Source organism: Waterburya agarophytonicola KI4 (assembly GCF_020640915.1).
GTDB lineage: Bacteria > Cyanobacteriota > Cyanobacteriia > Cyanobacteriales > Xenococcaceae > Waterburya > Waterburya agarophytonicola.
The window spans coordinates 25,555-52,043 of the sequence record NZ_JADWDC010000031.1 but is presented as its reverse complement, the minus strand read 5'-3'; the positions used below and the strand labels follow the sequence as shown (position 1 = coordinate 52,043).

At 38.5% G+C, this 26,489-nt stretch carries 20 protein-coding genes; 12 read left to right on the top strand and 8 right to left on the bottom strand.

Annotation, left to right across the window (positions count from 1 at the left end; genetic code table 11):
* Window positions 1-138: 138 nt before the first annotated feature.
* Complete coding sequence (locus I4641_RS13210) at window positions 139-2,157, bottom strand: NAD(P)H-quinone oxidoreductase subunit 5 (RefSeq protein ID WP_229641004.1); 2,019 nt, start codon at window positions 2,155-2,157, stop codon at window positions 139-141.
* A 135-nt stretch (window positions 2,158-2,292) separates the two neighbouring features.
* Between I4641_RS13210 and I4641_RS13205 the strand changes: the two genes are divergently transcribed.
* Window positions 2,293-2,856, top strand: coding sequence for a thioredoxin family protein (locus I4641_RS13205; protein ID WP_229641003.1), 564 nt, complete (start codon window positions 2,293-2,295; stop codon window positions 2,854-2,856).
* Window positions 2,857-2,889: 33 nt separating this feature from the next.
* The gene (locus I4641_RS13200; RefSeq protein ID WP_229641002.1) at window positions 2,890-3,339 is read left to right on the top strand and encodes a hypothetical protein; all 450 of its coding nucleotides are present in this window, start codon (window positions 2,890-2,892) and stop codon (window positions 3,337-3,339) included.
* Window positions 3,340-3,355: 16 nt separating this feature from the next.
* Here the strand turns inward: I4641_RS13200 and I4641_RS13195 are convergent, their stop codons facing one another.
* Window positions 3,356-4,885: a YifB family Mg chelatase-like AAA ATPase gene (locus tag I4641_RS13195; protein WP_229641001.1), complete on the bottom strand. Its 1,530-nt coding sequence runs from the start codon at window positions 4,883-4,885 to the stop codon at window positions 3,356-3,358.
* 375 nt (window positions 4,886-5,260) lie between these two features.
* Between I4641_RS13195 and I4641_RS13190 the strand changes: the two genes are divergently transcribed.
* Entirely contained in the window at window positions 5,261-7,804 is a 2,544-nt protein-coding gene (locus tag I4641_RS13190; RefSeq protein ID WP_229641000.1) for an EAL domain-containing protein, read from the top strand.
* A gap of 10 nt (window positions 7,805-7,814) precedes the next feature.
* Here the strand turns inward: I4641_RS13190 and I4641_RS13185 are convergent, their stop codons facing one another.
* Window positions 7,815-8,666, bottom strand: coding sequence for a tetratricopeptide repeat protein (locus I4641_RS13185; protein WP_229640999.1), 852 nt, complete (start codon window positions 8,664-8,666; stop codon window positions 7,815-7,817).
* Window positions 8,667-8,693: 27 nt separating this feature from the next.
* On the opposite strand from I4641_RS13185, the gene I4641_RS13180 reads away from it, so the two are divergent.
* Window positions 8,694-9,920: a DUF790 family protein gene (locus I4641_RS13180; protein WP_229640998.1), complete on the top strand. Its 1,227-nt coding sequence runs from the start codon at window positions 8,694-8,696 to the stop codon at window positions 9,918-9,920.
* Between the two features lie 22 nt (window positions 9,921-9,942).
* On the opposite strand, the gene I4641_RS13175 is transcribed toward I4641_RS13180, so the two are convergent.
* From I4641_RS13175 to purL, 3 genes are all read right to left on the bottom strand, one after another.
* Window positions 9,943-10,503, bottom strand: coding sequence for an HD domain-containing protein (locus tag I4641_RS13175; RefSeq protein WP_229640997.1), 561 nt, complete (start codon window positions 10,501-10,503; stop codon window positions 9,943-9,945).
* A gap of 60 nt (window positions 10,504-10,563) precedes the next feature.
* Complete coding sequence (gene purF / locus I4641_RS13170; protein WP_369426785.1) at window positions 10,564-12,057, bottom strand: amidophosphoribosyltransferase; 1,494 nt, start codon at window positions 12,055-12,057, stop codon at window positions 10,564-10,566.
* A gap of 208 nt (window positions 12,058-12,265) precedes the next feature.
* A complete protein-coding gene (gene purL, locus I4641_RS13165; protein ID WP_229640995.1) occupies window positions 12,266-14,587 on the bottom strand; it encodes a phosphoribosylformylglycinamidine synthase subunit PurL in 2,322 nt (773 codons plus the stop codon).
* A gap of 332 nt (window positions 14,588-14,919) precedes the next feature.
* On the opposite strand from purL, the gene I4641_RS13160 reads away from it, so the two are divergent.
* The 6 genes from I4641_RS13160 to I4641_RS13135 all read left to right on the top strand — a co-directional run bounded on the left by I4641_RS13160 (window position 14,920) and on the right by I4641_RS13135 (window position 20,131).
* Window positions 14,920-15,609, top strand: coding sequence for a hypothetical protein (locus I4641_RS13160; protein ID WP_229640994.1), 690 nt, complete (start codon window positions 14,920-14,922; stop codon window positions 15,607-15,609).
* A gap of 261 nt (window positions 15,610-15,870) precedes the next feature.
* Entirely contained in the window at window positions 15,871-16,908 is a 1,038-nt protein-coding gene (locus I4641_RS13155) for an expansin EXLX1 family cellulose-binding protein (protein ID WP_229640993.1), read from the top strand.
* 194 nt (window positions 16,909-17,102) lie between these two features.
* The gene (locus I4641_RS13150; protein WP_229640992.1) at window positions 17,103-18,524 is read left to right on the top strand and encodes a DUF7305 domain-containing protein; all 1,422 of its coding nucleotides are present in this window, start codon (window positions 17,103-17,105) and stop codon (window positions 18,522-18,524) included.
* A gap of 6 nt (window positions 18,525-18,530) precedes the next feature.
* Window positions 18,531-19,118 carry a type IV pilus modification PilV family protein gene (locus tag I4641_RS13145; RefSeq protein WP_229640991.1) on the top strand — a complete coding sequence of 196 codons (588 nt, stop codon included), beginning with the start codon at window positions 18,531-18,533 and terminating at the stop codon, window positions 19,116-19,118.
* A complete protein-coding gene (locus I4641_RS13140; RefSeq protein ID WP_229640990.1) occupies window positions 19,096-19,566 on the top strand; it encodes a pilus assembly FimT family protein in 471 nt (156 codons plus the stop codon). The genes I4641_RS13145 and I4641_RS13140 overlap by 23 nt, the downstream gene beginning before the upstream one ends.
* 52 nt (window positions 19,567-19,618) lie before the next feature.
* Window positions 19,619-20,131 carry a pilus assembly FimT family protein gene (locus I4641_RS13135; protein ID WP_229640989.1) on the top strand — a complete coding sequence of 171 codons (513 nt, stop codon included), beginning with the start codon at window positions 19,619-19,621 and terminating at the stop codon, window positions 20,129-20,131.
* Between the two features lies 1 nt (window position 20,132).
* On the opposite strand, the gene I4641_RS13130 is transcribed toward I4641_RS13135, so the two are convergent.
* On the bottom strand, window positions 20,133-21,632 hold the full coding sequence (locus tag I4641_RS13130) for a PilW family protein (RefSeq protein WP_229640988.1): 1,500 nt from the start codon (window positions 21,630-21,632) through the stop codon (window positions 20,133-20,135).
* A gap of 337 nt (window positions 21,633-21,969) precedes the next feature.
* Window positions 21,970-23,079, bottom strand: a complete 1,110-nt coding sequence (gene ribD, locus I4641_RS13125) for a bifunctional diaminohydroxyphosphoribosylaminopyrimidine deaminase/5-amino-6-(5-phosphoribosylamino)uracil reductase RibD (protein WP_229640987.1) — start codon at window positions 23,077-23,079, stop codon at window positions 21,970-21,972.
* Between the two features lie 139 nt (window positions 23,080-23,218).
* Here ribD and I4641_RS13120 point away from each other — a divergent pair, with 139 nt between their 5' ends.
* The gene (locus I4641_RS13120) at window positions 23,219-24,556 is read left to right on the top strand and encodes a TMEM143 family protein (protein WP_229640986.1); all 1,338 of its coding nucleotides are present in this window, start codon (window positions 23,219-23,221) and stop codon (window positions 24,554-24,556) included.
* A 147-nt stretch (window positions 24,557-24,703) separates the two neighbouring features.
* Window positions 24,704-26,458, top strand: coding sequence for a DNA repair protein RecN (gene recN / locus I4641_RS13115; RefSeq protein ID WP_229640985.1), 1,755 nt, complete (start codon window positions 24,704-24,706; stop codon window positions 26,456-26,458).
* Window positions 26,459-26,489: the final 31 nt, after the last annotated feature.

Sequence of the window (26,489 nt, the reverse complement as noted above, 5' to 3'; positions counted from 1 at the left end):
TTTTCTTTTCTGGCGCAAAAATTCCGCCTCTTTTTTTCAAAATGAGAATTGCTGGGAATAATGACTTTAAAAAGCAAAAAGCGATCGCCTGACCTTCAAGAACAAGCGATCGCTTCAAAAACTATAACTAACTAATGTTTAGCCCAAACTAAACAACAATACAAATCCCAAGACTGCACCAAAAACAATCAAAGCGTAAAATTGCGCGCGACCATTTTCTAGATATTTCAGCCCTTCACCACTAAGTACTGCTGCCAAACCAGTTAAGTTAACCGCACCATCTACAACGCGATAGTCAACTTCCATAATCTGTCTCGCAATACGACGCATTCCGATAACAAATACTTTGTTATAAAGATCGTCGAGATACCATTTATTAAGGGAGAAACGATAGAGAGTAGGAACTTTTTTGGCAATACTGCTGGGATCGATAGTTTTGGTACGATACATCAACAGTGCTACGATAATTCCCGTTACGGCGATCGCAACTGACAATCCTGCCATAATTAGAAATTCATTCCAATCAAAAGCGTGTTCGGCAATAATTTCTCCTGGGGCGTGAATAAACTCTTCAAAATAGTTTTCCCAAGGACGACCGAGTAAACCAATTCCAATTGAAGGTATCGCCAAAATAACCAGAGGTAATGCCATAGTTAAAGGAGATTCGTGAGGATATTCACTATGACCGTGACTATCGCCCTCTTTAGCATCCATTGCACCAGGGCCAAAAGCCAGTCCAGCTTCAGTCATTAGCTGTTGTTTGATCCCCGCATCATTTCCGCGAAACTCCCCTTCAAAGGTCATAAAGTACATACGGAACATATAAAATGCGGTCAAACCAGCCGTAGCCCAACCAATAAACCAGAGGGCAGGATTGGCTGTCATAGCTTGTCCCAAGATTTCGTCTTTCGACCAAAAACCTGCAAAAGGAGGAATCCCACAAATCGCTAAATTACCAACAAAGAAAGCACCTGCGGTGATAGGCATATACTTTCTCAAACCACCCATCAACCGCATATCTTGAGCAATTATCGGATTGTGTCCCACAACCTCTTCCATGCCGTGAATTACCGAACCAGAACAAAGGAACAGCATGGCTTTGAAAAAAGCATGAGTCATCAAGTGAAATAAACCCGCACTATAAGAACCAATACCCATTGCCATAACCATATAGCCCAGTTGGGAAACGGTAGAATATGCCAAACCCTTTTTAATGTCATTTTGGGTCAGGGCAATACTCGCACCGAGAAAAGCCGTAAATGCCCCAGTCCAAGCAATTAGATTCATTGCTACAGGTACATTTTCGAATACGGGATACATCCGCGCAATCAAAAATACCCCCGCAGCCACCATAGTTGCAGCGTGAATTAATGCCGAGATGGGAGTAGGCCCTTCCATCGCGTCTGGTAGCCATACGTGAAGGGGAAATTGAGCTGATTTAGCTGCTGGTCCTAGAAATACTAAAATGGCGAATAAGGTGGCTAAAAACGCACTTATAGAACCAGTAGAAACCAGTTCTCCAAGGCGATCGCCCATAATGCCAAACTCAAAGCTACCAGTTGCCCAATAAAGACCAAGCATTCCTAATAACAAGCCGAAGTCACCAACTCGGTTGGTAACAAAAGCTTTTTGACAAGCATCTGCTGCGGGTTGGCGATCAAACCAAAAACCAATTAGGAGATAGGAACACATCCCCACCAATTCCCAAAAGATATAGATCTGCACCAAGTTAGGACTAATTACCAATCCCAACATAGAAGAACTAAAGATACTCAAGTAGGCATAAAAGCGGACATAGCCAGGATCGTGTGCCATGTAGCCATCGGTGTAAATCATCACTAAGAAAGCTACGGTAGTCACAATAACCAACATCAAGGCACTGAGATGATCGATAGTGTAACCCATCGAAAGATGAAAATCTCCTGCCGAAGCCCACTCAATAGTTCGAGTGACGACTTCATGTCCGTGAATTTGACTCCACAAAATTGCATAAGACATCACCATTGTTGCGCCAATGATGGAGACAATAAATACAGCAACTATCTGACGTAGATTGTTAGTTGCCTTGTTTACGGAAATTAAACCAATTCCTACCAACATTGCCCCCAGAAGAGGCAGTACGGGAATTAGCCAAGCATACTGATAAAGCGGTTCCATTTTGTATATCTTAAGTATAAATTGCTTAACTACAAGTCATGATTAACGCTAATCATTGTGACATATGCAATTCCTTAAGGATCTGTTTAGAGATGAATTTTTTGGTAAGTTAATTAAAAAGTACCTGAAAAGTCAATGGACACTGAAAAACAATTGGAAGCAAATAGTAATAATTCTGTTAGAAATATTGTAGTTGCGATCGCCGCAGTTATCTTAAGTATTGCTTTATTTTTGGGATTAAAAACTGAAAATAATCCTCTGTCTCTAGAATCTCAGTTTAAGCAATCGACTTCTTTGGATGTAGCTTTTGCTAACGAAAAACCAACTCTCACAGAGTTTTATGCAGACTGGTGTACTAGTTGTCAGGCAATGGCAGGAGATCTGGGGGAGATCAAACAAGCATACGGCGATCGCGTTAATTTTGTCATGCTCAACGTTGATAATACTAAATGGTTGCCTGAAATGTTGCGCTACCGTGTGGATGGTATTCCTCACTTTGTCTTTATGGACAGTAAAGGAAATGCGATCGCCGAATCTATTGGCGAACAACCCAAAGGTATTTTGGAAATGGATCTTGACGCTTTAATTGCCAAAAATCCTATTCCTTACGCTAACAAAACAGGTCAAGTATCTCAGTTTGAACCTCAAGTAACCGTTACAAAAGATACTAATACCGATCCTCGGAATCATGGAGGATAATTAAGTAATAAGTAATAAGTAAGTTTTAATAGTATGACCACTATTGTTAGACATAGAAAAACAGGTAATCAATATATTTTATTAAGTATAAACGGAGAGGAAAATAAAACTAATCCTTCTCGTTTTATTAATGAACTATTTAATTCAAATCAACAAAAGTCTGAGGTATCTTGTTCGGCTACAGTTTGTGATGTGGAAGGAAATCTTTTCTTAGCTTATATTGACGATTTGATTGTGATAGAAATAGATGGGGAAAAGCCAGCAGATATTTTACCCAAACCTGAATACAAATCAACATCAAATGATTTCCATCGACAGCAAGCAAGGGATTTGGATGATGAAGAGTTTGAAGAAGAAGAGTTTGAAGAAGAAGAATCAGATAGGGAGAGAGTTATCATAACCCCCAAACCAGAATCTTCTGCTTATAGCCAAAGTGAGTCGGATGAAAGCGATTTCGATGAAGAAGATGAAGAGTGGATCTGAAAGTAATAATTATTAACTACTGCATGCGATCAATCGTGCGATATTGAATAGCTTCTGCTAAATGATGACTTTGTAAATCGCGATCGCCAGCGAGATCGGCAATGGTACGAGATACTTTCAAAACCCGATCCATAGCCCTAGCAGACAAACCTAATTTCCGTATTGCAGCTTCTAATAAATTGCGACTGGTATCGTCCAAAATACCAAACTCTCGTAAGTGTTGCGATCGCATTTGAGCATTACAGCTAACTTCAGAATCTTTAATAAATCGGTTTTTGGCAATTTGACGAGCAGCAAATACTCTATCCCTGACTTTTTCTGAATCTTCTCCCGTAGATTGCCCAGTCATTTCCTCTGGTTTGAGACGATTAACCGCCACCTGTAAATCTATTCTATCCATCAAAGGACCCGATAACTTAGCCCAGTAATTTTCCCGTTGTCGAGGAGAACAAGTACAATTTTGAATAGGGTCGCCAAAATAACCACAAGGGCAAGGATTAGTGCTGGCAACTAAGGTAAACTGAGCAGGAAAAACTACTGATTGGCGGGTACGAGAAATTGTTACTCGACCGTCTTCTAACGGTTGGCGCAAGTATTCCAGTACATTGCGTTTGAATTCCGTCAATTCATCGAGAAACAAAATACCTTGATGAGCCAGAGATATTTCCCCAGGACGAGGATAACTACCTCCCCCAACTAATGATGGACCAGAAGCAGAATGGTGGGGACTGCGAAAAGGTCTTTGTTTAATTAGGCGACCTCGATCTTTGAGTAAACCAGCTACAGAATGAATTTGAGAAACTTCTAAAGCTTCTTCAAAGGAAAGATGGGGTAAGATACCAGGAAGACGTTGTGCCAACATTGTCTTACCGCTACCTGGGGGTCCTACAAAAATCAGATTATGCCCTCCTGCTGCTGCAATTTCCAAAGCTCTACGGCCATGGACTTGTCCTTTTACATCTTTTAAGTTGGCAAATTGTGCTAAAGATTCTTCTGCTATCAATTGTTCTTCAACAGTTACAGGCTGATATTTATGGGGCTGGTTGAGGAAATCTGCTACTTGTCCCAAATTTTCAAAGGCATATACGGAGATGTCTTTGACAACGGCTGCTTCTTGACCATTACCTAGAGGTACAATCAACCCTGCAATACCCATTTTATGGGCAGCAGCAGCAATAGGTAAAACTCCCGATACAGGTCTTAATGTCCCATCTAAAGAAACCTCACCATAAAATAAATAATCTCCCAATAATTGGGGATTTACTTGCTCTGAAGCTGCTAAAATACCGACGCTAATAGGTAGATCGAAACAAGGTCCTTCCTTACGTAGATCTGCGGGAGTGAGATTAATCACAATTTTGCGGACGGGAAAAGCAAAATCAGCATTTTTCAGGGCTGCTTTGACTCTTTCTCGCGATTCTTGGACTGCCACATCGGGTAATCCAACAACAATAATTTTTGGTAGACCCCCCGATACATCTACTTCTACTCCTACCTTGATGGCATCAATACCCGCGATCGCTGCGCTCCACACCCTTGCCAACATTGATTAATTTACCATTCGTCAATCCTAGCCTATTCCCCGATCGCCTGATTATCTAACCGCAAATTTACTAATATTTGCTCCTAGCTGATTATTGGCTGATAATAAAGAACCAATAATTTAATTCTGGTTGATATTTTATTCCCTCTTTCGGGAACAATATGCTTAACTATTATGTTGACTTTGTTGACCATTTTGTAATGGTACTCTTTTACTTTTAGTATCTGACATATCAGTTGATCACAGCATTCAAAGGCATAATTAAATCTATAATAATAGCTGATTTTATGTGATATTTTTAGTTACATTTTTGCTTTAAAAGCAGTTTCAACTGATGCTCAGAACAATATGAACATAAAATATATTCAAAATAATACAATGGATAGCCTAGATAGAATACATCACGTATTAGTCATTGAAGATCCTTCTTTCCATAGAGAAATTAATCTTGATGCTGCTACTTATTCCATTGGTCGTCATTCTAGCAATGATATTGTTCTTTCTTGTCAAAAAACTTCTCGAAATCACGCTACTCTTCTTAGAAGAACAGATGTCAAAACTAATAAGTTTTCTTATTGGGTTTTAGATGGAGATTTACAAGGTAACAGAAGTCGTAATGGAATTTATATTAATACTAAGAAGACTTTAGTTCATGAATTGAAAGATGGAGATGTTATTCAGTTTAGTGGAGATGCCCGAGCAACTTATAAAATCACGTCAGACCTACCTGTTGATTTACCTGCTGATAATAGTAATAACTACCAGACTTCTTTAGCAAATAGTGCTTTAGTTAATAAAGATACAGTTGTTAATCCTCCTGTAAGTTCCGTTAATGGCAATACGAATAGTAGCATTAACACTAATAAACCTTTATTAGTAGATTCTTCTCGACAAATTTCCTTAACCGAGCTAAGTCCCCAACCAATTATTGAAATTGACTTATATGGCAATATTACTTATATAAATTCCGCTGGTATAATTCATTTTAAAGACATACATCACCGAAAACTAAGTCACCCTTTATTAGAAAATTTAATTTCTATATATCATCAAGGGCAAAATAATATTATTAATCGAGAAGTTATAATTGGTGATAAAACTTTTTGGCAAACGGCTCATTACTTACCTGACAATAAAGTAATCAGAAATTATATAGTTGATATTAGTCAACAAAAAGCTTTAGAAGTAGAATTACACTATCAAACGAATCTCTATAATAAAATAAGCCAGCATGTCGCCGAAGCAATTATTATTGTTGAATCGGCTACCAAGCAAATAATTGAAGTCAATGCTGCCTGTAGCGAATTACTCGGATATTCTAGGGAGCAAATGTTGCAGATGAATATTTACGAGTTATGTTCTGCCTCGGAACAGTTTTCAGCTATATTACAGGGAATAATTGCAGCAAAAAACAGCTTTTGGGGAGAATGTTTGTTGCGCCATCAAAGTGGTGAAATAGTCAAAACTAAAATTAAAATTGATTTAGTTAGTTCTGAAGCAAAAGAAACAATTTGCTTGTTGATAAGTAACTCAATTGAAGAAAGGCAATCAACTCAAGGCGAACAGAAAGAATTAGTCGCTACTGCATCAGAAAAAAATATATTTAAGCAACAAATGGTTACGGCAATATCCAATGCTACAAGAAGCGAAAATCTTTTAGCAGTAATGTTCTGTAAACTTTACTTTTTGCCCGATATTAGAGCCAATTTAGGAACACAAAAAAGTCAAGAACTATTGTCAACTTTAGGTAAAAGATTAACTTCTTGTATACGTGCTGGAGATACAGTCGTTCACTGGAAAGATGATCGATATGTTTTATTGATGCCTCAAATAAATGGTATTGAAGAAGTAGCTAAAATTAACAGTCGAATCAAGCAATCTGTAGAACAATCTTTTAAACTGGGAGCAACGAATGTAACTCTCAATGGTAGTATTGGCATCGCCATTTATCCTCAAGATGGTACTAACATAGATATATTATTAGCCAATGCTAATACTGCTTTAGAACGGGCGTATAATAGCAAAAAGAGTTATCAGTTTTATAATGAATCTATGAATTCTCAAGCTTCAGTCGCATTAGAATTAGAAGCGTTGTTACAACAAGCTTTAGAAAGAGAAGAATTCAAGTTATATTATCAGCCACAAATAAACCTCGATACTGGAAAAACAGAAGCAATTGAAGCCCTGCTGCGCTGGCAGCATCCAGAATTTGGTTTAGTTCCTCCCAATAATTTTATCAAATCAGCCGAAACAACTAAGCTAATTATACCCATTGGAGAATGGGCTATTCGTCAAGCTTGTAGCCAGAATAAAGCTTGGCAAAAAGAAGGATTACCTCCATCAAGAATTACAGTAAGCTTATCTTTAGTCCAATTTAAACAAACTAATTTGGTAGCAAAAATTGCCGAAATATTGGCAGAAACAGCTTTAGAGCCTCAATTTCTAGAACTAGAAATTAGTGCTGTTAGCTTGCTAGAAAATATAGAACTTAGCAAAACTTTGCTCCAGCAATTAAAAGAACTGGGAGTTTACATTGCTATTGATGATTTTACTGCGGGATTTTCTGTGTTGGAATATCTCAAGCATTTTCCTTTAAACACCCTGAAAATAGACCGATCTGTAGTAGGACAATTAACTAATAGTCCCGAAGATTTGGCGATCGCAACTGCTTTAATCGAATTAGGAAAAGGTTTCGATCTCAGAATAGTAGCCGAAGGCGTAGAAACTCAAAAGCAAGTAGATTTATTAAGCAATCTCGGCTGTAAACAAATGCAAGGCTTTTGGTTTGGTCGTCCTTTAGAAGCGTCAGAAGCTAGCAAATTATTACCACTTAATAATTCCAATACAGAAACTATAGAACAAATGGCAGAAGCCTTAGCCAAAGAATCTTCTAACTCAGATGAAGATATAGATAATGAGTAGTTGGCGATCGCTAATTAAGATACTTGCGACTTTTATTAGTTAATAATAATTGAAAACCCGTTTTCCCTCGAAATGCTTGCCAGACAAGTGCATTAGCTGCTAATTCTAAATATTTTTGAGGATCGAGATCGATCGCTTTCTCTAAACTCATAACTGCCCAATTAGTATTATGCAATTCAGCATAGCAACAACCTTTTTGATACCAAGCTAGATCGAAGCTTGAATTTTCATTTAAAGCAAAGTCGTAACTAACAATGGCGCGATCGAATTGTCCTAATTCTTGTAAAACTGTTCCCTTTTGATACCAACTCCAATAATCGTTGGGTTCAATATTTAAAGCGCAATTATAGCTTTGTAAAGCTAAGGAAGAGTTCCCCCACTGTTGTTGGGCTTCTCCGCGACGATAAAAAGACCAAAAATCTTGGGGGCGTAATTCCAGAGCGCGATTATAATGAGATATTGCCTCCTGGTATCCACCTAATCTACGCCAAGCTTCTGCGGTGCGATATATTGCCCAATAGTCTTGAGGATGAGCAATTAGAGCTTGGACAAAACAAGCAATTGCCTGATCGTATTGAGCTAATTCAGTAAAGTAAATACAACCCTGTTCGTACCAAGACCAATAGTTATTGGGCTCAATCTTGTTGGCTTGAGTATAACTATCGATCGCTTCTGTGTATTCTCCTAGTGCCTCTAATACTACCCCTTTGCGATACCATGACCAATAGTCGCGGGGTTTATAATCTATGGCACGTTCGTAGCTGATTAAAGCTTCTTGATAGTAGCCTTCTGCCCGCAATTTATTACCTTGGTTGTACCATTCTTGATAGCTATCGGGACGGCATTCTAAGGGCTGATACATTTTTCTGCGTTAGAAATAAAACTAGTAATGTTAAAAAGCGATCTACTTATATATAAGCGCAATGGCGAGACAATTGTACCGAAAAAGTTAGGAATCGATAACCGCAATCTGGCGATCGCTACCGAGATCATTGATTGTTTTCAAGATTGCTTGGGCAAAACTCAAGGGGAATTGGATCGGCAACTCCTCGATTTGGAAGGAGATAGCCCCGATTATCGGGTCAAACGGGGTCTTTCCCATATATTACGCAATAGTTTCTCTACTTTTGAAATTATCAGCCCTCTTGAGCCTCCTACCCTCAGACAGAGAGTGTTTGCCGAAGCTGCTAAAACAATTACTTTACCCAGTCAGCGCAGTCAAACCATTGAAGCGATCACCCATACTCTCAAAGGTGAATTAAAACGTCCCGTGTCTCGGGCAGAAATTGAAGCGGGATTATATGCAGACTTGCAAGAAAATCGTATCCTAACTCAGTTTGAAGCACCCGTCCCTGAATCTTTGCTGCATCGATATAACTTATCTCAAGTTCAAGGGATTTTTTATCGTGCCAGCAACGTAGTAATCAATGCCCATCGCAACGATCCTGGGGAATATAAATTACTCTTTCGCTATATCAAATTATTTCAATTAATGGCATACATAGAAGGAGATGCGGATACGGGTTTCACTTTAACTATGGATGGTCCTGCAAGTCTATTCAAAGCTAGTACTCGCTATGGTTTAGCCCTGGCGAAAATGCTTCCTGCTTTGCTGCATGTAACCAAATGGAGTTTGCAAGCAAAACTACAAAATCGCGATCCATATTCGGGCAACATCAAAACAGGTAAGTTTAGTTTAACCAGCGATCGCTGTGACTTGGTTTCTCATTATCCCCCAGGTAAACCTTACGACAGTATGCTAGAAGCTTCTTTTGCTAAAAGTTGGGCAAAAGTTAAAACCGAATGGCGACTAGAAAGAGAAGTAGATTTAATTCCCCTTCCTGGCAGTGTGATGATTCCCGATTTCCGTTTAGTACATCCCGATGGCAGAGAATTTTTATTAGAAATTGTCGGTTATTGGCGACCACAATATTTGCAGAAAAAGTTTTATCAAGTGCGTCACGGCGATACTGGTAATCTTATTTTGGCTGTCTCGGAAAGGCTAAATTTGGATAAAGCAGGAGTTAAGTTTACCGACTTACCCAATCATTTGATTTGGTTTAAAAACAAGCTCAATCCTAAAGCCATATTGGAAGTTTTAGCTTTATCGGATTGATGATATTTATCTTGTTATTGTTTTAATTTATTGCTTTAATTTCGGCTATTAAATTCTTTCTCGCCTGTTGTTCAAACTGTTGATAAAAGCGATCGCTGTAATAAATTCTGGCTCTTTTTAGAAAACTATTAAGCACTTTTTTTCTACCTAAAGAATAATCGCGATCGCTTAGATATTGATATTCTTGTCTAATGGCACGAGCATATGCCCAATATTTATCTGGGGATGTTCCTAAAATAGACAAGTCAGCATCTAAAAAAAATAAATTATCAACACTATCCAATAATGGTTCGTGTTTTTTAGTACTAATAATAATTTGTTTGACTGGTTGAATAATTTCTAGATCGAGATTTAATTCCTGCAAAATTCGCTCTGCATAAATAGCACTGGCGACTTCATTGTCTTTCCCTTGAGGATTATAAATATAATCATGAAACCAAGCAGAAAATTGCAACACAACAAAGCGATCAGCAATATCTTTGATTTGCTCTAATAATTCTAAAATTTGAGCGATATGATCGAGATTATGATAGTGTCTGGCAGGATTGCAATAAGCATTAACTAAATCGTCGAAAACTGCCAATCCTAAGCGATCGTTAACTTGTAGTTCAGCTAATAAACTATTCCACTCAAATTTTAATTTTCAAACCTTTGTTTCTTCTAAAATCAACTTAGATCGCTTCACATCTTCAGGAATAGAAACAGGATAGTCACCAGTAAAGCAAGCCGAACAAAAATGATTAGTATCTTCTTGGGTAGCTTCTAACATACCTTCCCAAGTCAAATAAGCTAGGGTATCTACCCCAATTCTCTCTCCAATTTCCTTAACAGATTTAGTCGCAGCAATTAACTGATCTTGATTGTCTGTATCGATGCCATAAAAACAAGGATGGGTTACGGGAGGAGAAGAAATCCGCATATGCACTTCAGTTGCACCAGCATCTCTGAGGGTTTTCACAATTTTCTTACTAGTTGTTCCCCGTACGATCGAATCATCCACAATAATGATTCTCTTACCCTGCAAAGCATCTTTAAGAGTATTTAACTTCATGCGGATACCAGCCTCTCGCATACTCTGGGTAGGTTGGATAAAAGTGCGACCGACATAACGATTTTTAATCAATCCTTCTCCATAAGCAAGACCAGATTCGCGAGAAAATCCGATCGCAGCAGGAATACCAGAATCAGGAACGCCGATCACCAAATCTGCATCCACAAAAGATTCTCTAGCCAACTGTCTGCCCAAACGTATGCGATAGCTATATAAAGTTTCGTCGTGCATTACGCTATCGGGACGAGCAAAATAGATCATTTCAAAGACACAAAGTTTTTTCTCCCCTTTTTCTGCCCAATCAACCGAAATCAATCCCGAATCAGTAATCCAAACCAATTCCCCAGGATTAACATCTCTGACATATTCCGCCCCAATAATATCCAAACCGCAGGTTTCCGAAGATAAGACATATCTTTCCCCATCTGCTGACTCTCCTCGCAGCACTCCAATTACTAAAGGACGAATACCATTGCGATCGCGGACTCCCATCAATCCATCGGGTGTAGCAATAGTCAAACTATAAGCACCCGTGCATAATTTAAACGCACTTATCGCCCCTTCAATCCAGTCCTTACCGCTATTGACTTCATCGGCTATGGTCAAAGCGATCATTTCCGAATCAGTAGTAGTAACAAAATCTGTTTCTTTGCTAGTTAAATGCTTTCTCAACTCTACTGCATTTACCAAATTTCCATTATGGGCTAACGCCAATTTACCCAATCTTGTCTCTGTAATAAATGGTTGGGCGTTTTCTTTTAAACTAGAGCCTGTGGTAGAGTAGCGAGTATGACCTACCGCAATCTCTCCTGGTAGTTGTTCCAAGATATCTTCATTAAAGACCTGAGATACCAAACCCATATCTTTGTGACAGTAGACTCGACCTTGTTTTAAAGTCGCAATCCCCGCCGATTCTTGCCCGCGATGTTGGAGAGCATAAAGACCAAAATAGGTTAGTTTAGCGACCTCTAATGTCCTTTCTGGAGCATATACCCCAAAAACACCACAGGCTTCTTCTGGTTTATCACTACGTTGATTATTCATAAGAAAATCCTCGGTATCATTGAGGTGCTGTTGTGGCATCATACTACTGGCTTGCTCCTACCTTGGGGTAATAAATATTGGAAATTGATGTTAGTACCTTTAACATCCTTTAGGCTAAACTTTTGCGCTAGATATTTGCTGTCAAATGCTTAACTAAAAACTTTAATTCACTTCGCTTATTGATCGCGAAGCGATTAATGGGGCGATCGCTTTGAGAGCAATCGCATTTAACTAGATTTATTTAACAAAACTAAAGTATTAATCTTGTCTCTATTGCCTGACTCCAGGTAGTTACTAATTCCTCAATCTTAACATTAATTAATGAAAGATTATCATTAGTTAAAATATTGAGTTCTGATTGAGATTTATCTACCGTGCCTATTTTCAGCCAGGAGTTGTTGAGATTACTTTCAAGGTAAGCTTCCCAAGTATCAACCATTTCAGTGGAGACTGAGACAACAATTTGCCCCGCAACCTCCCCAAAGAGTAACTCATCCAAACGTTGAGAATCCGCCACGGGGATATTAACTGTAGCACCCAAATTATTGCCGATACAAGATTCGGCCAAGGCTACGGATAATCCTCCTTCTGCTAGATCGTGTGCTGACTTAATCCATCCTTCTCTTATGCCGTGACGACATACTGCCTGGACGCTTTTTTCTAATTCAAAATCAACTTGTGGGGGTTTTCCTGCAACTGTGTCGTGAATTGCTGCTAAATATTCCGATGCACCTAGAGTTGCGATCGCATTACCCAATAAATAAATAACATCTCCTTCCTTCGTCCAAGACTGTCCGCAGATTTTACTAATATCAGGGACTAAACCCACCATACCAATGACGGGAGTCGGATAAATAGGTTGGGGGTTTCCTTGAGAATCCACAGTTTCGTTATACAAAGAAACATTTCCTCCAGTGACGGGAGTAGACATTTCGCGACAACCATCAGCCACTCCCAAACAGGCGTTGGCTAGCTGCCAATAGCCTACAGGTTTTTCTGGGCTACCAAAATTCAAATTGTCTGTTACGGCGATCGGTTCTGCCCCTACGCAGCTTAGGTTGCGCGCTGCTTCAGCTACTGCTGCTTTTGCCCCTTCATAGGGATCTAAATATACATAGCGGGGATTGCAATCGGTAGTGGCTGCAACGCCAGTGTTACAGTCTTCTGGTTTAGCATCGATCGGGCGTACCCTAATTACCGCTGCATCAGCCCCACCAGGTAACAAGATAGTATTGTTTTGCACTTGATGGTCGTATTGGCTGTATACCCATTTTTTAGAAGCGATGGTAGGAGTATCCAGAAGTTGCAACAAGATTTCCTTCCAGGTTTTATATGTTCCCTTGACATCTATGCCCTGATAATCGCATCCAGGTAAACTATCGGGAGTCCATTTAGCTGCTTCTTTGGCATAGGCGGGGGGTTCTTTTAATAACTCTCTCTTATAAATAGGAGTGTCATCTGCCAAAGCTGTTGCAGTGACTTCTGCTGCAATATTTCCTTCAAATAAAATTCTGACTACGGGCTCTTCTATTACCGAACCTGCAACTACCGCATGAAGTCCCCAGCGATGAAAAATATCAATTAATTCTTGTTCTCTACCCTTATCTGCCACAAACAGCATTCTCTCTTGAGATTCTGAAAGTAAATACTCATAGGGAGTCATCCCAGCTTCTCTGGCAGGTATTTTATCCAAATCCAATTCAATACCCACGCCACCTTTATCTGCCATCTCAGAGGTAGAACAAGTCAATCCTGCTGCGCCCATATCCTGCGCTGCTATTACCGCTCCTGTTTTAAAAGCTTCTAAGCAAGCCTCAACTAAAGACTTTTCCAAGAAAGGATCTCCCACCTGTACCGCAGGGCGATCGTCCATCGAATTATCGGTTAATTCCGAACTAGCAAAGCTAGCCCCACCCATACCGTCTCTACCAGTAGTAGAACCAACATACAATACAGGATTACCAATTCCCGATGCACCAGACTTAACGATTTCGTCTGTCTCCATCAATCCTAATGCCATGGCATTGACTAAAGGATTACCCGTATATGCGCGATCAAAATATATTTCTCCCCCTACTGTCGGTACGCCGATACAGTTGCCATAATGACTGATGCCCTCAACCACTCCTTGAAAGATGCGTCTTGTACGAGCATCCTCCAAGTTACCAAAACGTAGAGAATTAAGAATAGCAATAGGACGAGCTCCCATAGTGAAGATATCTCTTAAAATACCTCCTACTCCTGTGGCTGCACCCTGAAAAGGCTCGACTGCTGAAGGATGGTTGTGAGATTCAATTTTAAACGCAAGTCGTAGACCATTGCCTAAATCTACTACCCCCGCATTTTCTCCTGGACCGACTAAGACGCGATCGCCTGTTGTGGGAAACTGACTTAACAGGGGACGAGAATTTTTATAACAACAATGTTCTGACCACATCACCCCAAACATTCCCAACTCTGCTTTATTGGGATGGCGACCTAGTCGATTGACAATTTCCTGGTATTCCTCTGGTTTGATACCTTCTGCTGCGATTTCTTCTGCACTAAAAGGAGTAGACCCAATTTCAGACATAAGTAACTAGAAACTAATAACACAGGGTTAATTGTATCTATATCTGGGTGCGCTAAGAGATGTTTTTTTAAAGGTTAAGTGAATTATTAATCTTTAATAATTAAAAAAATAAATCAAATAAATCAAATAAATCAAATAAATTATTTTTCATTTGAATAAAGTTATCTATCATCACTTTTTAAGATCGACTCCTGATATTAATCTTATATTCAACAATAAATAAGATAATATTCAGGCTTTACAAGTATTTTAAGCTCCTACAACTCATAGTTGTACATTTAATATTTTTTTGGGAACAATAAATATATATTCTTTGGAGGATGGTATTACTTATGCACAATAACCAGTCAGTTAACCTACAGCATACCAAAATGGTTACTAAATCTTATCTGCATGCCAGACCAAAGCATTATGATTTTTCTTATAAAAATCCCTGTCCTTCCAAAAAAACTATCGATGAACTATTAAATGAAGGTTATGTAGGTGTCGACCGACAACTAGCTAAAGATAATGCTTTCGCTGCTGTAGCATATAAATTTAAAAATCAAATTAAATGGACAATTAGTAATGAATTAGAAGAGCGAGTATGGCTGATGACTACTGATAAACAAGCTTTAAAAAAATTGTCAGACTTCATGCTCAACAAGTTTAGTTGGTGTCCCATGATTTATAGCACTAAGCCTGAAGAAACTTTTATTTTTAGTCCTAAAAACGATACCGAAAAAGCTGCTATAGAAGCTACTATTTCGGGAGAATATGGCTGGCAAGGTTCTTTGTATTCTTTGGAATTATATGAATATCAAGAAAATGAAGCAGGATTTATTTTTACTACCAAACCATTAAACTCTCTTCAACAAGAATGGTTGTTAGTAAAGCTAAACTTCCAAGACTATACAGGTTCTTGGAGTCATCACGATGGGACATTGGAGCAAGTTTATTATATTTGGAAAGAAAATATCCAACTATCCGAGCCGAACTATCATCCGACTTCTGATGAAATATTAGATGCCATCAACGATTAAAAGATTCTCAAGTCATAATCAGCAAAATAATTTTATTCTGGCAAATATCTCAGTAATTCCCTATTATTACATTTGATTTAACTATTTTTTTAAAGAGAAAGTTTACGTAAAATTACATATCTCTGATAAAATCAATTTCGTCAAAAGTTAAACAAATACGAAGAAATACTCGATCCGCTACTAAAGACTTGAAGTTACTTGGCCGTTACTTAAGTTTTTAGAGGTATATCGGCTAATTCTCTCTGGGAGTTTTAATCAATAATGCCGAATGAATCTATCAACGTAAACTATTCCTCGGTCAAAGACTGGGGAAATGGTTTTGAGGGAGAAATATATATTACCAATAATGGCGATCGCAACTTAGATAGTTGGGATCTAGAATTCGATCTAGCTAATGAAATTACTGGTATCTGGGACGCTCAAATTATCGGCAATGATAATGGAAGCTATACCATTAAACACGAATCTTGGAATCGTGAAATCAAATCAGGAGAGACCATTACAATTAACTTTGTTAGTAATGGCAGTAATAATACTCCACAGAACTTTGAGATAGATGGATCTACATTTGACAGTCCTAGTAGCTATGACAGCATTTATAGTTTCTCTAATCCCAATATAGGTTCTGATTTATCGTTGGGTCAAAGCTATCAAGGACGAGCCACTTTTTATGATGCAGCTAATCCCACTGGTGGTAGAGGTAATTCTGGCTATGATATTCCTTATGGAAATTTGGCTGGAATTACCGCGATTAACAACATCCAGTGGAATGGTTCGTCAGCTAGCGGTGCATTTCTATTAGTCTCTGGTCCAAGACAAAGAGAAGGTGCTGCACCCATCGTAGTTCAGGTATCAGACTTGTTATACGAACGTGCAGACGGTTTAGATCTTAGTGCGGAAGCTTTTGCTAGAGTGGCCGATCCTGTGGATGGTGTAGTCAATATTGATTATGAGTTGATTGGTCCTGGGGATGATTTTCAAACCCCTTACGGCTATACTATCGGTCAAGGAATTGTAGCAGAAGGAATTCCTGAATCAAATCCTTGGTATGGGGCGGTTAGACTCAACAATCATCGCTATCCTATTGAAAGTATCGATTTACTTACCGAAGGTGGGGGTACAGTACCTCTAAAACGGGGTAGTGATAATCGTTTTACGATTGAAAATGGTGCTATATACGGAGCGCAAGATTTGTTAGTGACGGATATCTTTGGTCAACAAGTTACTCTATACGATATTGATATTGCTAACGGTAGCAGTGCTGATATTGTTACGGGGCAACAATTTTCTCTAATTTAATCCCAAGAAAAGATTTATAGTTGGACAATATTGGCGATCGCCTTACAAAGCGATCGCTTTTTTATTAATAATAATCTCGTCTTTTTTTTTGACTGTCAACGATCGCGATCGCAGTTGTTTTGGGTACTCTAAGTAATACTTATGGCGAGGTATTTTTTACCTGGTTAATATATTTTTCTAAGTTTTAGTTTTATATGAAACTGTTATTGTATAGAGTTCTATTGCAGCGTCGTGCTAGAGATGAAGGTTTTACCCTGCCATTAGTAATTGGCTTGGGTTTGGTCATGACTTTGTTAGGTACGATAAATCTGACAAGTGCCAATGAAGAAAAATTAAATGCTTTGACTCAGAATTCTCGTTCTGATGCGCTGGCGATCGCCGAAATAGGTGTTACTCGATATAGAGAATTACTGGATAAAAATAGAATTTTAGCAATAAACGATTCAACCGCATGGACGGGGATAGGTGAGCTTTGCGAAGGTAATATTGCGAACTTTTTTGAAGGTCAATCTAATGATATTACTCTAGCAGAAGACGGTTTAGAACTAAATAATGATGGAGATACAACTGATACTTTTATTCCAGGGTCTTATCAGTTAGTTTCTTATGATTATGTTGGTGCTGCCAATTTTGATGTAACCAGTGATGCTGCTAATAACGATCCAGTTAGTGGTAATCCTGCGACTGGTATTTTAACAGTTAGAGGAACAACTCCAGATGGGCAGGGAAATGCCCAGATAGTTGTGGATATACCAATTCGTATCAATACTAGCGATATGGATAATCTTGCCCCTGCTTTGTGGGTTGGAGACGACACAGTAACCAGCGCAGATTTGGGTACTTTAACTGTAAACAATGGCAATATTGTGATTCAAGATACTGCCGTCACTACATCTGGAAGTGAAGCTGATGGATGTGGAGATTTTGCAACTTTAGCTACCGCAACGGGGTTGCCTATTATCAGTGATGCTCGTGGTATTCCTTCTATTCAACCTATAATTGACACGATCACTAGTGCAGGAGGTCAAGTCAACACTACAGTCAATACTGCAAGTGAAATAGTAGGTTCGACTAGTGAGCTACCTTATACTGAAACGTGGGCAGGAGCTAATTTCAATCAAAGCGTAGACTGTGCAGATATTCGAGACTGTCGCTACTATTACAATCTTGGCGGTCAAACATTTAACAATGATGTTAAGGCGGATGGTATTGCCAGGGTAACAATGTATATCGACGGAACTCTCAATATCAATGCTCCTGCGGGAGGTATAAATATTGGTAGTAATGCCGCTTCTAATTATTTTGAAATTTATGTTGATAATGGTCAAGCCATTACGATAAATACGGGAGGTAATGATGTTACTATTGATGCCTTTATTCATGCACCCGAAAGCACTCTAACTATTAACGGATCGGGTACTGTAACAATCAATGGCTCTGTATGGGTAAATGATTTTATTAATAATAGTGCTACTGTCAATATCACTCCAGACCTCAGCAGTATAAGTTCTTCAGCTTCAGATAGAGCTTACAAGTTCTACACCACAACCACTAATAGAACTCCTAAGCCTATCACAGAAAGACCATCTAATTGGAGAACAGAAGAGTTCAACTAAACTGCTATGAAAAAATTATTTAAACTAAAATCGAGCGCAAATAAACCAGAACAAGGGTTTGTGACTCTAGAGGTACTAGTCGCTTTATTGACAGCGACTGGATTTGTCATTTTGTCCCTACAATTTTTGGTAGGTGCTATGGCAATCAAAGTTCAGGCGCAAGAAAAGCAAAGAGCGAATCAGCTGATCCAAGAAGACATCGAACGTCTTAATGAATTGGGCAGTACATTAGTTGAAGGAGCAGCAGGTGCAGCACCAACCTGCGATGCCACAGTATATGCCAATAGCTTTGCTCAAGCATTGTGGGCTGCTCTTCCCGCAGGCGTGCAAACTAAGAATGTGTTGGAAAATATAGACCAAGATGATGGCTCATTTGATACAAATGGCAAACAGCTAGCTTTGCAACGTTTTCATATCAGTGGCACGGCAAATAACAGTGCTGCACCCCATAGAACCCTAAAGGTTGGATATCAAGTTTGGGATTGGAATGGTGCTTATGTAAATCGCGTTGGTGCAGCACTGACTGCTACCGACGAACCTATTGCAGAAACTTATGTGGAGATAATACCCGATGCTGCCCTTCAATGTCCGTAAACTAGATCGAGGCTTTACCCTCATAGAAATGATTGCTGTGACAGCTATTTTAAGTATAGTTGCTGCCCTTGCTGTTCCTAATGTTTTGGGTATGCTCAATCGCAATCAAGCTAATTCTGCCTTGGGCGAAATAGAAGGCGCAATTAAAGAAGCGCAAAAACTAGCGATCAGAAATGGACAAAGTTGTACCTTAAATATCATTGCAGCTACCAGAACTGTCTCAGGAACTTGTTTGATCAGAAATCGAGTTTTTCAAGCTCCTGTTAGTCTTCCTAATGGAGATCAAACTATTATTTTTTCTGGAAAAGGCAATACCAGTAATGGTATTACCGTTAGAGTTTCTTTAGATAATAATGCTAACGTAGATAGATGTTTGACAGTGGCTACTGGTTTGGGAATCATGAGGACTGGCGACATGAACGGCGGAAACTGTGTAACTAGAAATTAACTCCAACTCCCTTAAAAACTAGCTTTTTTGTCCCATAGCTTAAAATTTATCAATGTTTACTAACTCTCAAAAAAAAAGCGATCGCGGTTTTACTCTGGTAGAACTCGCGATCGTTTCAGTTATTATTGGTATTATCGCTGCTTTAGCGACCCCTAATGTTTTGGGATTATTAAATCGTTACCGAGTTAATCAATCTTTATCAACTCTTGTGGGTGGTATCAAAGAAACACAAAGACAAGCGATGTTTAGAGGAATATCTTGTCGAATTAATATTGGCGTTAATACCAATACTTTGACAGGAAATCCTAACAATTGTTTATTACAAAATCGCCAAATTAGAGACGAAATACAAATTAGAACCAATATTCCTGGTGCTACACCTAATATTTCTTTTTCCCACAAAGGAAATACTACTAAAATGGGAACTATCGTATTATCGAGCGAAAATACAGATCTGCAAAAATGTTTTGTAATAGCTCTTGGTACAGGTATTACTAGAATAGGAACATATACAGGTAGCAATACTGGTTCTGTATCTGCTACCTATTGTCAAAGAATTGATTGATTTAATTTGAATGATCTTGAGCAAATAGATCGCTGGCGAGAATAACCACGCTATCTTGAACATCAAATCCTGGGACACCACTAGCATTATGACCAACCTCAACAGCCATGATGCGCTCGTCTGGCTCAAGCCCAGTGACTCTATAGCCCTGAGAAAGATCGGAAGGGTTTACTGGTACTGCGTAGTTATTTGGTGCTGTAGCCAAGAATTTACCTAAAGAATCTTGATCCTCTATGGTGTCATTGTTAAAATCATATCCAGTCAAACTGGCAGGAATTATCGAACCTTCTTTAAGCATTAAAATTGTTTGATTGCCATTATCATCAGTCACCCAAATTGGATCGTCACTAGGATCGTTATCTCCAGGCTCGTTGCCATTAAAAGATCTCCAATAATTAGGCCCCGTAAAACTTATAGTAAAGGGGACGCTATGGAAATTAGGAAATTGCGTAGCATCAGCATAGTCAGCCAAAGGCTCAGTTCCATCTGCTGCTTCACTTCCTCTACTCATACAGTCATAATCAACTCCAGGTGTTCCTGTCAAAGGATTTCCTGTTGAATCGACTGGTTTAACGGGAATCGTAGTAACCTTTAAAGAATTACTAGTGGATGTATCAATTTGAATCGGTTGAGGTTGTCTGCCATCTTGGTGAATCCACGATTTTTCATCGCCACCAACCTCAAAAACACTTCTCATGCTCCAGAGTGTATTATTAGCAGGATTGCAATTATATACAGCACCTAATGATTTATAGCTCATTGTATAAGAAGTGAAACTGCTAGTAGTACCCGCAGGAGCTGTTCTTGCCCTTGCAACTACTTTAGTGTTTGCTGTGTAGGTATCAGTTCCACCAGCCGTTTTGGTTTCTCCAGTTAAATACAGTTGCGCTGTATTATTGGCACCATTAATACAAGCATAAAAACCACTTGCTGTTCCTAATGCTGGAACTAGAGTATCGCCAACACAAGGATCTGCTGCAATATTTGTATCATCAATACCATCGATTAAAGCTTCTTCTTGCCATGCACCAGCAATATTATAATCTCCATTTGCGTCAAGAGGAGGCCCCCATCTGTATAGTACTTGAGGCCCTTGCCAGTTGCCTAAATTAGTTGATTTAAGGTAATAAACAACTCTTCCTGTTACACCAGCACTTGCAGCATCACTTATTTCGGGAATATCTAATGCTAGAACGACAGTCTCACCAGTAATACTATCAAAACCCGTACCTGCATTGGTATCATCTGTCTCAATTGTTCTTGCTCGTCTAACTTCATCGGAGATAAAATCTAAAGCACGAGAAGTTTCACCCCTCACTTCTACTTTAGAAGTTTCTACTCTAGTAGTTCTTAATAGCTGCATTAGACCAAAACCTAATGCACCAACTACAAAAATACTCATAAACAAGCCAACAAGTAGCTCGGTTAAAGTAAAACCAGAATTAGAATTGGAATTAGATTTATTTTTTTTTAAAAGTTTGTGAAACTCTTTATTTTTCATATTGAGCAAAGTTTTTTGTATATAAAACTAAAAATATTTTTAGTATTTATGGGAGTTATTCAGATAAGCCAAATAAAAAGAGTTTGAAATTGCTTATAATTGTCGCCATTTATACTATTACTGTCCCAATATAGTTGGAAAAATTGAGGAGTGTAAATTAGTGAAGACACCGATCTTTGAATGAAGCTGAAATAAAGATCGGGCAAATTACTTTGATTTTTAAGTTATTAACTATTAACTCGAATTTTGAGAGAGCAAATAAAATAAAAAGTTTCCCAATATTGAGGAACTTATCACAAGTTGAAAGTTTTGATTGTAATTAATTGTTTATTATCAATTACCGATTATCTATTGATAAATATCCTTCAATCAAAATATCAGAAGCGATCGCTTTTACTTCAATTTCTTTTAATTGCAGGGCATCTGTCATCTTGGTTAAATTCAAATTACCCACGGGGGATGCTGCGGATGTTCCACCGATGATTTTTGGGGCGATAAATGCCATTACTTTTTGAATTGTACCATCGGCGATCGCTTTAGCTGCTAATGTACCGCCACATTCCCACAATACTTTTGATAGTTCTTTTTGATATAAATATTCCATGACTATTTTGGGAGTCAGTGCAGCAACGGTAATAATTTCTACTCCTTTGTCGATCAGTTCTTGTTGAAGGAAAGCATTACTATTATTTTCAGTAAATATTAGAGTTGGTGCAATATCTGTATGCCATAGATTACATTCTCTGGGTAGATCTAAACCGCGACTCATAACTACCCTAAGGGGGTTGTGTTCTGTCACATTATGAGTGGTTAAGTTAGGATTATCTTTGCGTACTGTATTTCCGCCGATTATTACCGCATCGCAAGTACTTCTTAACTGGTGTACTAAATTGCGCGAAGATTTCCCCGTTACCCAAGCACTATGTCCACCCGTAGCAGCAATTTTGCCATCCAATGTCATAGCATATTTTAAAATACCAAAAGGCTGTTTTTTGGTAATGCGATGAATAAAGGCTTCGTTTACTCGACGACAAGCTTGTTCTTCTACCCCCACTAATACTTCTATTCCTGCTTTTTTTAACTTCTCAATTCCGCCTCCCGCAACCCGAGGATCGGGATCTACCATTCCCGTAACAACTTTGGCTACCTTGGCTTTAATTAAAGCTTCCGAACAGGGTGGTGTTCTGCCATAATGATTGCAGGGTTCGAGATTGACATACACTGTTGCGCCTTGGGCGTTTTCTCCTGCATCTCGTAGGGCAAATACCTCCGCGTGGGGTTGTCCCGCTTCTGGATGAAAACCTTCTCCGATAATTTTGCCGTTTTTGACTACTACAGATCCTACTAATGGGTTGGAAGTTGTTTTCCCTGCTGCGCGTTGGGCTAACTCCAAACACCTCTGCATCATTTCAATATCAAAATCTGATTTTGTCTGTTCGTCTTTCATAGCTAATCAACATCAATACTTGATATTATTCTTTTGACGCTCATTAATAAATGGCTAATAGCTGATAGCTAATAGCTAATAGCTGATAGCTACGAGTAAAAGTAATATCAGTTCATTAACCAAAGTTAGCAACGATCTAATGGCAGTGTATCAAAACCGAGAGGCATTTATCCCTTACAGTCGCCAAGAAATTATTGAATTATGTATTGCAGATGGCAAAATTGCAGTCAGCGAGCGACAAAATTTTAGGGATTTTTGCAATATTTTAGCAGCTTACTATCATTTTAAGCTTCATCATTCTTTAGAAGTGTTAAAAGCAAATTTTGTGCCATTTAATCCTGATATAGATCGCAGTTTAGGTATAAATAATTTAGATTTCGATCTAACTATGAAGCAACAAGAAAATGATTTGATCGATACTTTTACGTCAATTTTGGAACGAGCAAATTATTATCCTATATCTCAAATTACTTTGAATAAAGCTTTGCTTGAAGGTTCTGTATTCGATCTTAAGACAGAAGTGGATTTTGATGACTTTGATAGAATGATTTGCTACTGCCGTGGTGATTCATCGGATGTTGTTTCTTTTAAGAAATGGAATTTCAAGACAGAAGAACGTAAAGTAGATATTTATCGTCGTGTGGTATTGCTGATCAAATTTAAAGAAGAAAAACATTTTAAAGATAAACCAGTAGCTAATGAATCTTTGAATTTTAAGCCAGGTAAAACTTATGTTTATCTATATAAGAATTTATCAAAATTAGATCTAGAATTTATTTTTCCCAACGTAAAAATGAGTATGAATTGGAAAGATAGAATACTTTTTGGAGTTCCTGCGGTGGGCGCAGCTATTCCTTTAACTCTCAAAGTTATTCCTCAATTGATTTTGGTTCTGGGTGTATTTATCTATTTAACTCTAGGACATCAACCTATTGCCGAGTTAGAAGTAAAGGAAGAAGATGTGAGAAATATTGCTCCTTTAATTATTGCGATTATGTCTTTGATTATTACTATGGGGGGCTTTGCCTTTAAACAATATACTAACTATAAAAACAAACAAATAAAATTTCAAAAAAGCGTAACCGAAACTCTTTTCTATCGCAATATTGCCAATAATACTGGTGTTTTTAAATATATTATTGATGCAGCAGAAGAAGAAGAATGTAAAGAAATAATTTTAGCTTATTATCATTTATTAACTAGTAAAAAACCTTTGACTCCATCTCAACTAGACGATCGCATTGAAGCCTGGATGGAAGATAATTTCGATATTAAAATAGACTTTGATATTGAGAAACCACTGGGAAATCTAGAAGAAATTAAAGCTGAAATAAAACATATTGAAGACAGTACCTACACCACGAAGCAAGTATCTCTTCTACAACGAGATTGTAAAAATTTTCGCTGTCAAGTATTACCCCTAACCGAAGCAAAACAGGCGATCGACTATGTTTGGGATAATCTTTTTCAATATTGAAATTGAAGTTAGCAATTCATATTTAATACTCAAGGCGATCGCAAGATCTTAATAAAAAAATACTAATAATCTTATGTCGCTTCAGCTAAACTGCTGGTAGTGATTATTTATTTATTATTCTTGATTGAAGCTAACTTATTTTTATAGATGCTTGTTAATCTAAAAATTAATAATTTTGCCCTAGTTGACTCCTTGGAACTTAATCTAGAAAATGGATTGAGCGTTTTAACTGGAGAAACTGGGGCGGGGAAATCAATTATTCTCGATGCGATTGATATAGTTCTAGGGGGTAAGCCTAATGTTCGCATGATTCGTAGCGGTAGCGATCGCACTATTATTGAAGCTACGTTTAATGTCAGCCCAGGTTTGAGTAATTGGTTATGCTCCCAAGAAATCGATCCTTTTGAGGAGGATACTTTAATTTGTAGCCGAGAAATAGTAATTGGCAAAACTAGTCTTCGCTCTCGCAGTCGGGTAAATGGCGTAGTAGTCAATCGTCAATTAATGAACGATTTGCGATCGCGATTGGTGGAAATTACCGCCCAAGGACAAACAGTAAACTTGTTGATTTCTGAAAAGCAACGAGATTTATTAGATGCTTACGGCGGAAAATTGATTAACAACCAGACAAAGAAAGTAACAGAAGTTTATGAAATTGCCAACCAGGCAAAGAAAGAATTAGAACAAATAATTCAATCAGAGCAAGATCTACTACAGCGTCAAGATTGGCTGGAATTTAGACTGAAAGACTTAAACGAAGCAGAATTAAACGATCCCGACGAACTAGATGAATTAGAACAAGAGCGCGATCGCCTTTCTCACGTAGTCGAACTGCAACAATTGGGTCATCAAGCCTATCAAATGCTTTATGAAGGCGATCGAGATGAACCCGCAGCAGCAGATCTTTTGGGTAAAGCAGAGTCTTGCTTAATGGAAATGGCAGAGTACGATACCGAACTAAGTCCCATTTTAGAAATGGTACAGTCGGGATTAGCCCAAATAGTAGAAGCGGGGCAACAGATAAGTAGCTACAGCGATGGTTTAGAAACAGATCCAGAGCGTTTGAGCGAAATTGAATCAAGAATTAAACAATTAAAAGAAATTTGTCGCAAATATGGTCCAGATTTGAGCGATGCGATCGCCCTTTCCCAACAGTTACAGCAAGAATTAAAGCAAATTACTGACGGCGAACAATCGATCGCAGCACTGCAACAAGAACATGAATTGGCAGAAAAACAATTAATTCAAGAATGCCAAAAGCTGACTCAGCTAAGACAAAAAGCTGCAACCAAACTAGAAAAACAATTAGTTAAAGAATTAAAACCTCTGGCGATGGAGAAAGTGATTTTTGAATGTCGCCTCGAATCATCTAAACCGACAGCAAAAGGTGCAGATAAAGTAGTATTTTACTTTAGTCCCAATGCAGGAGAAACTGCTCAACCTTTATCTTTAATTGCGTCTGGGGGTGAAATGAGCCGTTTTCTACTGGCACTGAAATCCTGTTTTACGGGTGCAGAAGAAAGCTCAAGTACTCTTATATTTGATGAAATAGACGCGGGGGTATCAGGGAAAGTAGCTCAAGCGATCGCCGAAAAACTCCATCAACTCGGAAAACAACATCAAGTATTGTGCGTTACCCACCAACCCTTAATTGCTGCCATGGCTAACGGACATTTTAAAGTAGAGAAAACAATTATCGAAGAAAAATCTCCAGATAAAAAGCAAAACGGTAGTTCGACTATTCCTGATATTCGTACTGTAGTCAGAATAAAATCCCTTGGGGAACACACAATTAGAGTAGAAGAATTAGCCCAAATTACGGGGGGACATTCTGCTGATGATGCGATCGCCTTTGCCGAATCTTTACTCGCTAAAGCAGCAAAATATCGTGCATCTTCTTAAGATCTCTTTTTCCCAAGCAAGTCGATCGTCG